Genomic DNA, 13,719 nt, shown 5'->3' with positions numbered 1-13,719 from the left:
ATGGAGTTTCGAGAACTGGCGGTGCCCGGCGCGTGGGAGGTGACCCCGCGGCTGTTCCACGACGAGCGGGGCGCCTTCGCGGAATCGTTCAAGGCCTCGGAGTTCGAGAAGGCCACCGGCCGCCCGTTCGATCTGCGCCAGGTGAACGTGTCGGTGTCGGCGGCGGGCGTGCTGCGCGGCATCCACTACACCGAAAACCCGCCCGGCCAGGCCAAATACGTGACCTGCGTGCGGGGTGCGTTCCTGGACGTGGTGGTGGATCTGCGCCCCGGTTCGCCGACCTACGGCCGCTGGGACAGCGTGCTCATCGACGACGTGGACCGCCGCTCGGTGTTCGTCTCCGAGGGGCTCGGCCACGCCCTGCTCTCGCTCGAGGACGACAGCACGGTCACCTACCTGTGCTCCCTCGAGTACACCCCCGAACTGGATCACGACATCGACGCCTTCGATCCGGTGCTCGGGATCGACTGGCCGACGGCCGGCCGCGACGGAAACCCGTTGACCTACAGGCGTTCCCCGAAAGACGAAGCGGCCCCGCCCTTCTCGCGCTGAGCGGCGGGCGTTCGGCCGCCCTCGCCAGGTCGCCGGGACGATCTCGGTCAGACCGCCGCACCGATCGCGCCAGGTCGCCGGGACGCTCGCGGCCAGGCTTCCGGAACGCTCGCGGCCACGCTGCCGCAACCATCGCGGACGCCCGCCCGCACACCCGCTATCCGGACGCGGCGACACCCCCGGTCCCAGCCGCCGGGGGTGTCGCACGTTCGCCGGCCGCTGCGGATCAGCCGACGAGTTCGGGCGCCGGTTCGGTGACCGGCTCACGGGTGGCGCGCCCGGCCACCAGCAGCGGGACGATCGCGACCAGCGCGCCGACGATCGTCACGCCGGTGACGAAGTACAGGCCGGGCCGGAAGGCGTCGAGCGCGGCCGCCGCCGAGGTCTCCCCGTGGGTGACGCCGGAGGAGATGAGCGCCGTGGTCACCGCCAGCACGATCGCCGCGCCGACCTGCATCGACGTCTGGAGCACGCCGGCCGCCAGGCCCTGTTCGTCGTCCTCGATACCGCTGGTGGCCTGGATGTTGATGGCCGGGAACCCGACCCAGCCCATGCCGATCAGCAGGATCGCGGGCAGCAGCATGGTCAGGTAGGCCGGTGCGGTGTCGACGCGCAGGAACAGCACGTAGCCGATGGCCATCAGCGTCAGCGTGACCGCGATGACGCGCCCGGTGCCGAACCGGTCGACCAGCTTGTCGGAGTACACCGCCGACAGCGCCACCAGGATGCCGGTCGGCAGCAGCGCCATGGCCAGCTTCAGCGGTGACCAGTCGAGGGTGTCCTGCAGGTAGAGCGTGACGATGAACTGCCAGCTGAAGAACGAACCGGCCAGCGCGACCACGGCGATCGCGGCCCGCACCAGCGTGGTCTTGCGCAGGATGCCCAGCCGCACCAGCGGGTGGCGCAGCCGCCGTTCCACCGCCACGAACGCGGCGGCCAGCGCGAGCACGCCGACGAACGAGCCGAGCGTGCGCGGCGTCGTCCAGCCCACTTCTGGCGCGCTCACCACCGTGTAGACCAGCAGCAGCATGGCGCCGGTGGAGAGCACCGCGCCCAGGATGTCGTGGCCGCCCTCCTCGGCGGGCTTGTCCTTGGGCACCAGCACGTACGCGGCGGCCAGCGCGGCCAGCGCGATCGGCACCGGGAGCAGGAAGGTCCAGCGCCAGCCGATGCCCGTCATCAGGCCGCCGAACAGCAGCCCGGAGGAGTAACCGCCCGCGCCGAAGACGGTGTAGATCGACAGCGCCTTGTTGCGGGCCGGGCCCTCGGCGAACGTGGTGGTGATGATCGACAGGCCGGTCGGCGCGGTGAACGCGGCGGCCAGGCCCTTGATGAACCGGGTGAGGATGAGCAGCGGGCCCGAGCTGACCAGCGCGCCCGCCAGCGAGGCGAGGGCGAAGACGGCCAGCGCGATCAGGAAGACCTTGCGCCGCCCGAGCAGATCGGCGGTGCGCCCGCCGAGCAGCAGCAGGCCGCCGAAGCCGAGCACGTAGCCGCTGACCAGCCACTGCAGCGTCGAGGTGGACAGGTCGAGATCGGCGCCGATCGAGGGCAGCGCGACCCCGATCATCGAGACGTCGAGGCCGTCCAGGAACAGGACGACGCACAGGGTGATCAGCATGCCCCAGAGCCGGACGGGCCATCTGGTCGGATCGGTCGCCGCGGCGGCCGAGAGCGTTGCCGGTGAATTCATGGGATGGGACATTACATGCGTGCACATAAGATGCCAACACATAAAATGCCGTTGCATGGTTCAGGGGCGGGTACTAGGATGGCCCCATGTCGAAGCCGGTTCCGCAGGCGGTTCGGCGGGGCGAGGCGCCCGCCGAGCTGGTGGCCGAGTGGCGCGAGCTGCTCGAACGACATGCGGCCGTCAGCTGTGCGATGGAGAACGCGCTCCAGAAACGGCACGGCATCGGGCTCAGCGAATTCGAGACCATGGACCGGCTGGTCTGCGCGGATCAGGCCAAATGCCGGATGAGCGATCTGGCCGGCGAGATCCACCTGAGTCAGAGCGCGCTCTCCCGCGCGGTGGCCCGGCTGGAACGCGACGGCCTGGCCGAGCGCACCATGTGCGCCGACGACCGCCGCGCCCTGTTCGTCCAGCTCACCGCGAAGGGCCTGCGGTTGCACGCCGAGGCGCTGCCGACCCACCGCGAGGTGCTGCTCGAGACGTGGACCGGCGGCCGCGCCGAAACCTGCCGGTGAATTACGCCAGGGCGGCGCGCACCTCGTCCAGCAGCGGGCGCGCGTCCACCGCGGCCGCGGCGATACCGGCGAACGCCGCGCGGTACCTGTCGATCTCGAGATCCTTGTCGACGTAGACCGGGCCGGTGAACGACTCCACGTACACCACCGGCGGCTCGGCGGCCGCGCCCGCGCTGCCCTCGCCGAAACCGAGCAGCACGAACGGGCCCGATTCCAGACCCGGGTGGAATCCCGCGTCCGGCGGCACCGTGCGCAGCCGCACGTTCGGCAGGTCGCACATGCGCCGCAGGTGGTCGATCTGCGCGCCCGACACCTCGACGCCGCCGACCCGCCGCCACAGCACCGACTCGTCGATGATCGCGTCCAGTTGCACGGGCGCATCCGCGCGCGTGATGAGGTTCTGCCTGGTCATGCGCAGTTGTACGCGGCGGTCGACCAAGCCGGGGGAGGAGCCGGGGCGGCCCTCGGCCAGCACCGCGCGCGCGTAGTCCTCGGTCTGGAGAAGCCCCGGCACCAGGGCGTTTTCGAAGGTGGACAGCTGTAGTGCCGCCTCCTCGAGCCCGATGTAGATCTCGAAACCCTCGGGGATCGCGTCACCGTAGGTGGTCCACCACCCGCGCGCCTTGGTCTCCCTGGCCAGCGCGGTGAGCGGGCCGACCAGCTCGCTGGGCGCGCCGTAGATCTTGCACATGGCCTCCACGTCCAAGCTCCGCAGGGAGGTCTGCCCGGTCTCGATGCGCCAGATCTTGGCTTCCGACCACTCCAGGCGCTGAGCCGCCGTCCTGGTCGTCATCCCGGCACGGTTGCGCAGGTCCCGCAGGTGGCGGCCGAGCTGCCGGCGCGGCATGGTCGATCCGGTGGTTCCCTGCGGTAAAGCCATGCTTTCCCCCTTGCGAGCTCTGCGCCGAGGGCGACCGGCGATTCCTCCCGTGCCGCCGCTGCCGACGCTCGATTGTCCGAGCGGCCGACTGCCCCGTCCGCTCAAACAGCAAGTTTCACAGCGTATCTGAAAAAAACTATGTGAATCGACTCAGATACGTCATTGTCCGAACTGAGACAAAAAGGTTCGGTGCGGTCTGATTCGGGCAATTAAGCCTGATTGCTCACTTGCGCGGACCGCGCTTGCGGAAGCGCCAGAACTGGACCGCACGCACGTCCTCGGACAGCTGATTCACCGGTTCGGCCACATCCGAGAGCGCCTGGAACAGGTCGTCGGCCAGATCGCTGATGTGCTCCACCCGGGTTGCCAGACGTGAGGCGTTGACCAGGAACTCGAGCATCAGGCGCACCGCCGCGGCGATGGACAGGCCCAGCGGCAGCGCGATCAATCCGGCCAGCACGCCGAGCACGGCCGAGACCTGCCACATCCACACCGTCAGCGTGATCGGCACGGCGATCGCGAAGATCAGGCCGAGCATGTAGGTCAGCGGCAACAGGGTGCGGGTGGCGGTGCGCTGGAACTGCACATCGACCAGGGCGCGCGCGGCCTCCGCGCTCCACTGGCGGAAGGCGCGCGGGCTGCGGAACGGCTCGGCGGGCCGCTCGTCGTGCTCGGCGGCGCGGGTGAAGCGGCGGGTGGCCGATTCGCGCCATGCGAGCCACCGGGATTCGGGTTCGAACTCCTCCGGATCCGGGTCGGCGGCGGCGCTGGGTTCATCGGTCATAGCCGAATCCTCCCCGCATTCCGCGCCCCGAACCAGCCCACCGCCACCACACAGCGGCTTCCCAGCTCATCCCCAGGTTCGGGGGGCACATTCGAGCCCAGGCAGCGGCCGGATCGAGGACGACAGGACCCCGCCCGAATGAGACCTACTGCACAGTTCGGAAAAGTTCTGGCGAACGCGTAACGCTCGGGGCCCCGCCGCTCGATACGACCCATGAACGCAGGAACCCACGATCTATACGGGGAATGGAGAAAACAGTGCGCACCTCGTTTCCGACTTCCGTCTCAGCGGCCGACATCGACGCCGCTGCGCAGGACTACATCCAGCGCGGGTGGACGGTCGCCGAAACGGCCAACGGGATCTGCCTGATCACCGATGAGGACGTGTCCGGCATCGAGGTCAGCGGCGAGCTCGCGGGTGAGGTCCGGCGCTTCCTGCGCGCGAACAACCTGTCCGGCCCGGTGATCGAGTTCCCCGGCGCCGACCGTCGCGAGATCCACCTGGTGACCGGTCTGCGCAAGGCCGCGATGGCGCTCGAGGCGCTGCGCGAGGCCGGCGCGGTCGTGCACACCGACGGCGCGGGCATCCCGCTGCCGCCGAGCAAGATGTCGGCCGGTGCGGCCTGCTGGGGCGTCGCCCCGCACGAGGCCCGCTGGATCCCGCCGGTGGTGGCCCTGGCCGCGGCCGTGCGCTCGGCGGTCTCGCGCCGTCGCCCCCAGCTCACCAGCGTCGCCTGCTGAGGCGAGCCGCCCTGTAGCGACAGGGACGGCCCGCACTACCGGCCCTGAGAGACCGGCATCCGATTCCCGGATGCCGGTCTTCGCCGTTTCCGGAGGACGGACGAGGAGCCCCGCCGGTCTCCCGGCGGGGCTCCCAGTCCTCGCCGAAGCGAGCGAATTCAGTTGTGGAGACCGTCGATCCGCTTACTTGGCGGGCGGGGTGAACGGCTGGTTGATCGTCGTGAAGTACTGGATGGCCGCGCCGATCGCGACGGGACCCGTCACGAAGATCTGACCGGCGATGGTGCCCAGCGCGCCGACCGCCGCCGCGCCCGCGACGCAGCCCAGCAGCGCGCCGCCGATGAACGGGCCGAACAGGCCGACGATGGTGCCGCCGATGGCCGCCGCGCCCACGGCGCCGCCGGCCAGGCAGCCCACGGCCGCGCCACCGAGGCCGCCGACCAGGGTGCCGATGGTGGCGCCCATGGCGATGGTGCTGGTCATGCGGTTCCAGGCGGCCTGCTCGCGCTCGTATTCGGTCTTCCAGGGCGCCTGGTTCTCGTACGGCAGGGCGACCGGCTTGTAGACCGCCTTGTCCGGGGCGACCTGCGGGGTCAGGGTGGCGTTGCGGCCGGAGATCTCGGCGGCGATCGGGAACTCGAACTCGTCGATGCGCAGCTTCAGCGGGGTGCCGGCGACGGTGGTGCCGTCGGCGGCTTTGATCTTCAGCGCGTCGTCCTCGACGACGAGCGAGCCCACGTCGGTGGAGATGAGCGCCGAGGTCTCGGTCTGCTCGGCGGTGAAGTTGATGACGCCGTCGTGCTCGGCGGGGGCCGCGTTGACGGCGCCCGCGGTGACGCCGAGAGCGGCGATCAGCAGGGCCGAGGTGGCGGCGAATTTCCTCATCAGCATGTGTATTACCTCGATGTGCAGCGTTCGGAGGGGACTCGATGATCCAAATCGGGGCCAGCTATCGCGCGGTGAACTCGCTGTGTCCGTTGATTCAAATTCCGTTCACCGGCGCGCGGCCTCGATCGGTGGGTTCGCGGAAACATCCACCCCGGCAGTGCGTCAGCGGAGCGAACGAACCGGTCGCTCCGAGTCACCGCGGTTCGCGGAGATCGAAGTCACAATTCCCGTGTGTGCCCTCGGCGAATCAGCTCGTCGTCCGCCCGTCACTTCGGCGACGGGCGCGCGCCGACGTAGAGTCGGAACGTGCGATTGCTCGTAACCGGCGGCGCCGGATTCATCGGCGCGAATTTCGTCCAGCGGACCGTGACCGAACGGCCCGGCGTCACCGTCACCGTGCTCGACGCCCTCACCTACGCGGGCAATCGGGCCTCCCTCGATCCGGTCGCCGACCGCATCGATTTCGTGCACGGCGACATCGCCGATCTGGATCTGGTCGACGAATTGGTCAGCGGCGTCGACGCGGTGGTCCATTTCGCCGCCGAATCCCACAACGACAACTCCCTCGCCGAGCCGTGGCCGTTCGTGCAGACCAATATCGTCGGCACCTACTCGCTGCTCCAGGCCGTGCGCAGGCACGAGGTGCGCTACCACCACGTCTCCACCGACGAGGTGTACGGCGATCTGGGCGCGGGCGATCCCGCCTTCACCGAGTCGACGCCCTACAACCCGTCCAGTCCCTACTCGGCCACCAAAGCCTCCAGCGACATGCTGGTGCGCGCCTGGGCCCGCTCGTTCGGCGTGCGCGCCACCCTGTCGAATTGCAGCAACAATTACGGGCCGTATCAGCACGTCGAGAAGTTCATTCCGCGCCAGATCACCAACTTGATCGACGGTGTGCGCCCCCGCCTCTACGGCGCGGGCCATCAGGTCCGGGATTGGATTCACGTGGACGACCACAATCGCGCGGTCTGGGACATTCTGGACAAGGGACGGATCGGGCAGACGTATCTGATCGGCGCGAACGGCGAACTCGACAACAAGTCCGTCGTGCGCCTGCTGTTGGAGGCCTTCGGCCGCGATCCCGGCGATTTCGATCACGTCACCGACCGCCCCGGCCACGATCAGCGCTACGCCATCGACGCGACATTGTTGCGCACCGAATTGGGCTGGGCACCGCGCTACGCCGATTTCCGCGCCGGACTCGCCGACACCATTCGCTGGTACCGCGAGAACGAATCCTGGTGGCGCCCGCACAAGGCCGTCACCGAGCGCGCCTACGCCGAGGCGGGCGAGCGCACGCTCGGCTGAAGCCGGGCTCAGCCCCAGACGATCGTGGTGTACTTCGCCAGCGCGGCGAACAGCGCCACCACGGTCGCCACGATCACCGCGATGGCCGGGCCACGGGTGGGCGTGCGGCCCTGCGCGTCGGCCAGGCGCAACGGCATCCACCGCAGCAGCGCCGCGAACGCGACCAGCGCCAGCGGCACGAAGTAGCGCCCCTGCACACCGTCGATGATGTAGAAGCCGATCGGCGTGAACGACATGTACAGCGTCACATAGATCATCGCCACGCTCGCGGCGACGGTCAGCGCGACGACCAGCGTGCGGCGGAAGGTCGCGGTGTCCGGGTTCATCCGGTCGGCGACGCCCAGGCTCACCGCGAACGCGAACAGGCAGCACAGGATGGTCACGGCGGGGACGTCGATGTAGGCGAACCCGAGTTCGCCGAAGAACTGGGTGAACCAGCGCTGGTCGCGATAGATGATGCTGTCGCCGAACACGCGCACGAATCCGACCGGATCGCCGAGGATTTCGCCGAGCTGCTCGTCGGGCTTCACCGTGTACCACTGGTGCCGGGGGCGCATCAGGCTCATACCGTCGCCGGTGGGCGCGGCGATCTTCATCCACACCGCGAACGCCAGCGCGCCCACCGCCGCGAACGCCCACGGGACGAATCGCCAGACGCGGCCCGCGCGCTCGCCGAAGAACGCGAAGCGGTCGACGGGCACGACCACCACCAGCATCGCCAGCAGCACGTAGGTCGGTTTGCTCAGCGGCAGCAGCAGCGTGGCGCCCAGCAGCGCCACGGTCTCCGCGCGGTTGAGCGCGTTGCCCAGGAACACCGCCTTGACCAGCAGCGCCGACACCATGATCGCCAGCGCGTTGGTGAGCGTGTCGGCCGTGACGGTGCCCGCCTGGAACACCGCGATCGGCAGCACCGCCACCGTGAACGCCAGCCACTGCACCCGGTGCGCGCGCAGCGCGTAGAGGCCGAAGCCCACCACCAGCAGGTAGGCCAGCAGCCCGGCCAGGCGGGTGAGCAGCACGAGCCCGCCCACATCCGCGCCGGTCACCTCGGCGATCTTGATGCCGATGGCGGCGGGCACGTACGGGACGGCGGAGTAGGCGGCGGTATTGGTGAACCAGATCGGCCGCATCGGGGTGTCCAGGCTCGCCGACTCCAGCCGGTCGTAGGCGCCGGGATCGGCCACCATGCGGCCGGGTTCGGCCGGATTGTCCTGGTAGTCGCGGAACGCGTAGCCCATCAGCTCGTCGACGCTCGCGGGCACCTCGCCGCCGTAGGCGACGCCGCGATCGTCCTCGATCTCCTGCGGCAGGAAACCGCCCTGGGACACCTGGTAGGCGCGCCCGAACTGGGTGATCTCGTCGTGGCCCCAGAACGGCGGGGTGTACACGGCGAACAGCGCGCCGAAGACGGCGGCGATCACCGCGAACGCCACGGTGGCCGCGCCGAAGCGCTCGACCACGCCGCCCGCGACGCCGCGCACCTTGGCCGCCGCGGTCGGCGAGTCCTGCTGCGGCGCGGCGGTTTCGGACTCGGCGCGAGCCGGCGCGGGATCGTCCACGCGCGCCGAACCGTTGCCTGCGGCCGGATGCTCGGGGTCGTCCACGGTGGTACCGCGCTCGGCCGAGGCCGTCACCGCGCGTCCCCGGCCGCGTCACCGCCACGCGGGTCGTCCGCGCCGACCGCCGCGTAGCGCAGGTAGATCAGCCGGGCCGCCTCGTGGCGGGAACGGCGGATGCCGTCCAGGATCAGGCCCGCCGTCCAGGCCAGGCTGCCCAGCAGCAGCAGGGTGAAGCCGAGGAACAGGGTGGGGAAGCGCGGCACCTCGCCGGTGCGGGTGAACTCGATGACGATCGGGATGGTCAGCACGATCGACACCAGCCAGCTCAGCGTGCCGAACAGGCCGTAGAACGCGACCGGGCGCTCGTGGCGGGCCAGGCCGATGATCAGCGCCAGGATCTTGAAACCGTCGTGGTAGGTGCGCAGTTTGGATTCGCTGCCCGCCGGGCGATCGCGGAACCCGACCGGCACCGCGGTCTGGGGCACCCGCAGGTGCAGCGAGTGGACCGTCAGCTCGGTCTCGATCTCGAATTCGCGCGACACCGCGGGGAAGCTCTTCACGAACCGGCGCGAGAACACCCGGAAGCCGCTCAGCATGTCTTCGACGTTCTCGCCGAACACCTTGCCGACCACGCCGTTGAGCACCTTGTTGCCGGTCTCGTGCCCCGCGCGGTAGGCCGAGCCGCTCTCCTGGTCCTGCTTGCGCACGCCGAGCACGTGGTCGTACGGGCCGTCGAGCAGCGTCTTGATCATCAGCGGCGCGGCCGACGCCTCGTAGGTGTCGTCGCCGTCGATCATCAGGTACACGTCGGCCTCGATGTCGGCGAACGCGCGTCGCACCACATTGCCCTTGCCCTTGGTGTGCTCGTGACGCACGACCGCACCCGCCGCGCGCGCCAGCTCGGCGGTCCGGTCGGTGCTCAGATTGTCGTAGACATAGACGACGATGCCCGGCACGGCGGCCTGCAGGTCGGCGACGACCTTGGCGACCGAGGCCTCTTCGTTGTGGCACGGGACCACGGCGGCAATGCGAAGCTCGGTGGAATCCACCCGGGTCATTCCTCGAAGTCGGCGGTGAAGGGGAACACCGGGGAGGGTACATGGCGGTACCGGTCGCGCGCTCACCCGTGCCCGCGCCACGCTGGGGTACCGTCGCCCAGGTGTCCCACCCCGAGCAGTCCGCCACGGCGCCCGAGCGCGTCCCCGAAACCGGGCGGGCCGATCCTCTCGTGAACGGCGCGCCCGTCGCGCCGCGTTCGACAGCTGCCCCCCGTACCGAGCCGGGGTCCGCCGAGCCGGGGTCGGGCGAGCCGGTCGTCTCCGGTGCCTCGAATGCCGTCGCCGCGAAACAGCCCCTGCTTCCACGGCTGATCGCGGGACTGCGCAAAGCCGCGGCGTTCCTCGTGGTCGGCGCGATCGGGTTCCTGGTCGACGCGGGCACCTACAACGTGCTCGTGTTCTGGGGCGGCGAAGGGCCGATGCACGCCGCGCCGCTGCCGGCCAAGATCATCGCGATCGGCGTGGCGACCGTGGTGACCTACTTCGGCAACAAATGGTGGACCTACGGGCAGCAGCAGACCGACAACCCGGGCCGCGAATACCTGCTCTACGTCTTGATCAACGTCGTCGCCATCGGCCTGCAACTGGGCTGTCTCGGATTTTCCCGGTACGTGCTCGGTCTGTCGAGCCCGCTGGCCGACAACATCTCCGGCACGCTCATCGGGCAGATCGTCGCGGTCGTCTTCCGGTTCTGGGCCTACGACAAGTTCGTCTTCACCGGCAAATCGGCAAATGAACAGCAACAATAGTGAGGGCGATACCCCAGGTTCCTGGGCGGGCGCGCCGCCATAGCGGTTGATATCCTCGCTCCCGCCGCGCACGGTGGCCAGGGGCGCGTCCGCCCCGTCCGCCCGCTCGCCCCGTCGGCAAAGACAATGAGGATTTCGAGGACTTATGGAGCAGTCGGCTACCAAGGCCGTTACCGAAACGAACGGCCGCGCGACCGTCGTCGCGCCGGCCTCGCTACGCGCCGACCATCGGGCCCCGGACCGTCTGGTCCTGCAGCGCGGCATCTTCACCGGCCCCTCGCCCCGGGTCAGCGACGAGCTCTACGCCGTGGTCAAGGGCCGTTTCACCCGTGAGCGGCAGGCGCTGCGCCTGGAAAAAGGCGCCACCGCGCACACCAACACCTACTTCGGCCGCTTCGCCGCCAGCTACTGGCAGCGCTGGACCACCGTCACCGAGGTGCGCGCCACGGTCACCCTCGAGGTGAAGGGCCTGGCCCGCGCCCGCCTGGTGGCCTCCGATATCGCGGGCCACCGCCGCATCATCGACTCCACCACCGTGAATTCCAGCGGCCCGATCACGCTGACCGCGCCGCTGGACCAGTACGTCGACGGCGGCGCGCTGTGGCTGGAGTTCGACGCCGCGGGCGGCGAACTCGGCCTCACCGATCTGGCCTGGACCGCCGTCGCCCCCGAGCGGGTGCGCCCCGTGGCCATCGCCATCTGCACCTTCAACCGCGCCGCCGACTGCGCCGAGACGGTCGCCGCGCTGGCCTCCGATCCCACCGTGCTCGGCGCCATCGACGCGGTCTACGTGGTGGACCAGGGCACCGACCTGGTGCAGGACCGGCCCCGCTTCCAGGAAGTGCTGCCGGTTTTCGGCGACAAGCTGCGCTACATCCGCCAGCCGAATCTGGGTGGCGCCGGCGGCTTCACGCGCGGGCTCTACGAGGTGTCTGCGGTGAACGAGCACGCCGACGTCATCCTCATGGACGACGACATCCTGTGCGAGCCGGAAACGGTGCTGCGGCTCAACGCGTTCGCCAACCTCACGGTGGAACCGACGCTGGTCGGCGCGCAGATGCTGTTCCTGCTCAACCCCGACTACCTCAACGTCGGCGCCGAAGAGGTGCACCTGCACGAGCTGCGGCACGGGCAGAAGGTGCCCAAGGCGCTGCGCAACACCAGCATGCTCAAGAAGAACCAGGAGCGCCGCGTCGACGCCGGCTACAACGCCTGGTGGACCTGCCTCATCCCGGCCGAGGTGGTCGCGCGGATCGGCCTGCCGATCCCGATCTTCTTCCAGTGGGACGACGTGGAGTACGGCATTCGCGCCCGCGAGCACGGTTTCGTGACGGTGACGCTGCCCAACGCGGCGGTGTGGCACGCCGACTTCTACTGGAAGGACTACGACGACTGGGCGCGCTACTTCAGCACGCGCAACTCGCTGGTGGTCGGCTCGCTGCACACCGATCTGGACGGCAAGAAGATCACCCGTCAGCTGTTCCGCAATATCGCCGAGCAGCTGGTCGGCATGCAGTACGGCCTGGTGCACACCACCCTGCAAGGCATCGAGGATTTCCTCGAGGGCCCGAAGGTGTTGCGCGACGGCGGTATCGAGGCGCTGGCGGCCGCGCGCACCAGCCGCAACGACTACCCCGAGACCATCAAGCATCCGGCCGCCACACCGCCGGTGCCCTCGGGTGAGATCCAGATCCGCCGCGCGGGCGGCGAGCCGAGCCGCGTCACGATGGTGCTGGTCAAGCGGGCCATCAACCAGTGGTTCGGCCGCACCCAGCACGGTCTGATCGGCGTCACCCGCGAGGACGCGCACTGGTGGCACGTCTCGCTGTTCGACCACGTGGTCGTCACCGACGCCTCCCAGTCGGGCGTGCGCGTCCGGCAGCGCGACAAGGCCCGCGCCCGCCAACTCCTGCGCCGCACGATCCGCGTCCTGCGCCGCCTGCGCCGCGAACTGCCCACCGTGCAGGAGCAGTACCGGGCTGCCATGCCCGAGCTCACCAGCCGAGAGAACTGGGAGCGCTTGTACGGAATCGACTCGAAGTAGTCGAAAAGCGATGCCCCGGAACACCTTTCGTGTTCCGGGGCATCGTGCTCACTACAGGAACAGATCTGTGGTCAGCGGTCCGTCGCCCGGGGTGACGCGGTACTTGTCGAGGTCGGTGATGCCGTGTGCGGCGAGGACGTCGTCATCGATGAAGAAGTTGCCCGTCGTCTTCTCGGCGGGGGAAGTGAGGACCAGGTACGCGGCGTCGGCGTAGATGTCGGGGGTGCGGGAGGTGGCGACCATCTGCTCGCCGCCGAGCAGGTTGCGCACCGCGGCGGTGGCGATGGTGGTGCGCGGCCACAGCGAATTCACGCCGATGCCCTCGTTTTTCAGCTCCTCGGCCAGGCCGAGCGTGGTGAGCGACATGCCGTACTTGGCGATGGTGTAGCCCAGCGAGCCGCCCGCCCACTTGGGGTCGAGGTTCAGCGGCGGGGAGAGCGTGAGGATGTGCGGGTTGCGGCCGGCCTGTGCCGAGGCGCGCAGGTGCGGCAGGCTCAGTTTGGACAGCAGGAAGCTGCCGCGGCAGTTGATGTCCTGCATCAGGTCGTACTTCTTCATCGACAGCGCGCTGGTCGGCGAGAGGTCGATGGCGGAGGCGTTATTGACCACGATGTCGATGCCGCCGAAACGCTCGGCGGTCTGGCGCACCGCCTCGGCCACCGCGTCGTCGTCGCGGATGTCGCCGACGAAGGGCAGGACCTGTCCGCCCGCCTGCTCGAGTTCGGCGGCGGCGGTGTGGATGGTGCCGGGGAGCTTGGGGTGCGGCTGATCGGTCTTGGCGATCAGGGTGATGTTCGCGCCGTCGGCGGCCGCGCGCTTGGCGATCTCGAGCCCGATGCCGCGGCTGCCGCCCGACATGATGACCGTCTTGCCCGCGAGCGGCTTCGATTCCGTCATGGACGTGCTCCTTCGTCTGCGTGGCCGGACGGGTCACCGCCCGGAGGGC

General features: G+C 69.5%; 13 protein-coding genes. 6 read left to right on the top strand and 7 right to left on the bottom strand.

Going from position 1 to position 13,719, the window contains the following annotated elements; all coding sequences use genetic code 11:
* Nucleotides 1–552 (top strand): dTDP-4-dehydrorhamnose 3,5-epimerase family protein, encoded by a 552-nt coding sequence (locus OHB21_RS06905; RefSeq protein WP_067509730.1) that lies wholly within the window; start codon nt 1–3, stop codon nt 550–552.
* 226 nt (nt 553–778) lie between these two features.
* On the opposite strand, the gene OHB21_RS06900 is transcribed toward OHB21_RS06905, so the two are convergent.
* Entirely contained in the window at nt 779–2,245 is a 1,467-nt protein-coding gene (locus OHB21_RS06900; protein ID WP_195124905.1) for an MFS transporter, read from the bottom strand.
* An 86-nt stretch (nt 2,246–2,331) separates the two neighbouring features.
* Between OHB21_RS06900 and OHB21_RS06895 the strand changes: the two genes are divergently transcribed.
* Entirely contained in the window at nt 2,332–2,760 is a 429-nt protein-coding gene (locus OHB21_RS06895; protein ID WP_067509726.1) for a MarR family winged helix-turn-helix transcriptional regulator, read from the top strand.
* Between the two features lies 1 nt (nt 2,761).
* On the opposite strand, the gene OHB21_RS06890 is transcribed toward OHB21_RS06895, so the two are convergent.
* Both OHB21_RS06890 and OHB21_RS06885 read right to left on the bottom strand, forming a co-directional pair.
* Entirely contained in the window at nt 2,762–3,640 is an 879-nt protein-coding gene (locus OHB21_RS06890) for a helix-turn-helix domain-containing protein (RefSeq protein WP_195124904.1), read from the bottom strand.
* A 223-nt stretch (nt 3,641–3,863) separates the two neighbouring features.
* Nucleotides 3,864–4,424: a DUF4282 domain-containing protein gene (locus tag OHB21_RS06885; protein WP_067509722.1), complete on the bottom strand. Its 561-nt coding sequence runs from the start codon at nt 4,422–4,424 to the stop codon at nt 3,864–3,866.
* A 257-nt stretch (nt 4,425–4,681) separates the two neighbouring features.
* On the opposite strand from OHB21_RS06885, the gene OHB21_RS06880 reads away from it, so the two are divergent.
* Nucleotides 4,682–5,164, top strand: coding sequence for a hypothetical protein (locus tag OHB21_RS06880; protein WP_067509868.1), 483 nt, complete (start codon nt 4,682–4,684; stop codon nt 5,162–5,164).
* Between the two features lie 183 nt (nt 5,165–5,347).
* On the opposite strand, the gene OHB21_RS06875 is transcribed toward OHB21_RS06880, so the two are convergent.
* Complete coding sequence (locus OHB21_RS06875) at nt 5,348–6,055, bottom strand: hypothetical protein (protein WP_195124902.1); 708 nt, start codon at nt 6,053–6,055, stop codon at nt 5,348–5,350.
* A 303-nt stretch (nt 6,056–6,358) separates the two neighbouring features.
* On the opposite strand from OHB21_RS06875, the gene rfbB reads away from it, so the two are divergent.
* A complete protein-coding gene (rfbB, locus tag OHB21_RS06870; protein WP_067509718.1) occupies nt 6,359–7,363 on the top strand; it encodes a dTDP-glucose 4,6-dehydratase in 1,005 nt (334 codons plus the stop codon).
* A gap of 8 nt (nt 7,364–7,371) precedes the next feature.
* Here the strand turns inward: rfbB and OHB21_RS06865 are convergent, their stop codons facing one another.
* Nucleotides 7,372–8,997, bottom strand: coding sequence for a DUF2142 domain-containing protein (locus tag OHB21_RS06865; RefSeq protein ID WP_232331762.1), 1,626 nt, complete (start codon nt 8,995–8,997; stop codon nt 7,372–7,374).
* Nucleotides 8,994–9,980 carry a glycosyltransferase gene (locus OHB21_RS06860; RefSeq protein WP_228789706.1) on the bottom strand — a complete coding sequence of 329 codons (987 nt, stop codon included), beginning with the start codon at nt 9,978–9,980 and terminating at the stop codon, nt 8,994–8,996. Before OHB21_RS06860 ends, OHB21_RS06865 begins: the two co-directional genes overlap by 4 nt.
* A 41-nt stretch (nt 9,981–10,021) precedes the next feature.
* On the opposite strand from OHB21_RS06860, the gene OHB21_RS06855 reads away from it, so the two are divergent.
* On the top strand, nt 10,022–10,729 hold the full coding sequence (locus tag OHB21_RS06855) for a GtrA family protein (RefSeq protein WP_228789703.1): 708 nt from the start codon (nt 10,022–10,024) through the stop codon (nt 10,727–10,729).
* A 145-nt stretch (nt 10,730–10,874) separates the two neighbouring features.
* Entirely contained in the window at nt 10,875–12,773 is a 1,899-nt protein-coding gene (locus OHB21_RS06850; RefSeq protein ID WP_195124901.1) for a glycosyltransferase, read from the top strand.
* 51 nt (nt 12,774–12,824) lie between these two features.
* Here the strand turns inward: OHB21_RS06850 and OHB21_RS06845 are convergent, their stop codons facing one another.
* Nucleotides 12,825–13,670, bottom strand: a complete 846-nt coding sequence (locus OHB21_RS06845) for an SDR family oxidoreductase (protein WP_067509714.1) — start codon at nt 13,668–13,670, stop codon at nt 12,825–12,827.
* Between the last annotated feature and the right edge of the window lie 49 nt (nt 13,671–13,719).

This window comes from Nocardia puris (genome assembly GCF_036051655.1).
GTDB classification, from domain to species: domain Bacteria; phylum Actinomycetota; class Actinomycetes; order Mycobacteriales; family Mycobacteriaceae; genus Nocardia; species Nocardia puris.
Note: the sequence above shows the minus strand (reverse complement) of the source record. Positions and strands in the feature narration are given on the sequence as shown.

Coding starts and splice junctions, on each gene's coding strand:
- OHB21_RS06905 (WP_067509730.1), top strand. CDS start 1: ATGGAGTTTCGAGAACTGGCGGTGCCCGGCGCGTGGGAGGTGACCCCG.
- OHB21_RS06875 (WP_195124902.1), bottom strand. CDS start 6,055: ATGCTGATGAGGAAATTCGCCGCCACCTCGGCCCTGCTGATCGCCGCT.
- OHB21_RS06855 (WP_228789703.1), top strand. CDS start 10,022: ATGGCGGTACCGGTCGCGCGCTCACCCGTGCCCGCGCCACGCTGGGGT.
- OHB21_RS06900 (WP_195124905.1), bottom strand. CDS start 2,245: ATGAATTCACCGGCAACGCTCTCGGCCGCCGCGGCGACCGATCCGACC.
- OHB21_RS06885 (WP_067509722.1), bottom strand. CDS start 4,424: ATGACCGATGAACCCAGCGCCGCCGCCGACCCGGATCCGGAGGAGTTC.
- OHB21_RS06895 (WP_067509726.1), top strand. CDS start 2,332: ATGTCGAAGCCGGTTCCGCAGGCGGTTCGGCGGGGCGAGGCGCCCGCC.
- OHB21_RS06890 (WP_195124904.1), bottom strand. CDS start 3,640: ATGGCTTTACCGCAGGGAACCACCGGATCGACCATGCCGCGCCGGCAG.
- OHB21_RS06845 (WP_067509714.1), bottom strand. CDS start 13,670: ATGACGGAATCGAAGCCGCTCGCGGGCAAGACGGTCATCATGTCGGGC.
- OHB21_RS06860 (WP_228789706.1), bottom strand. CDS start 9,980: ATGACCCGGGTGGATTCCACCGAGCTTCGCATTGCCGCCGTGGTCCCG.
- OHB21_RS06850 (WP_195124901.1), top strand. CDS start 10,875: ATGGAGCAGTCGGCTACCAAGGCCGTTACCGAAACGAACGGCCGCGCG.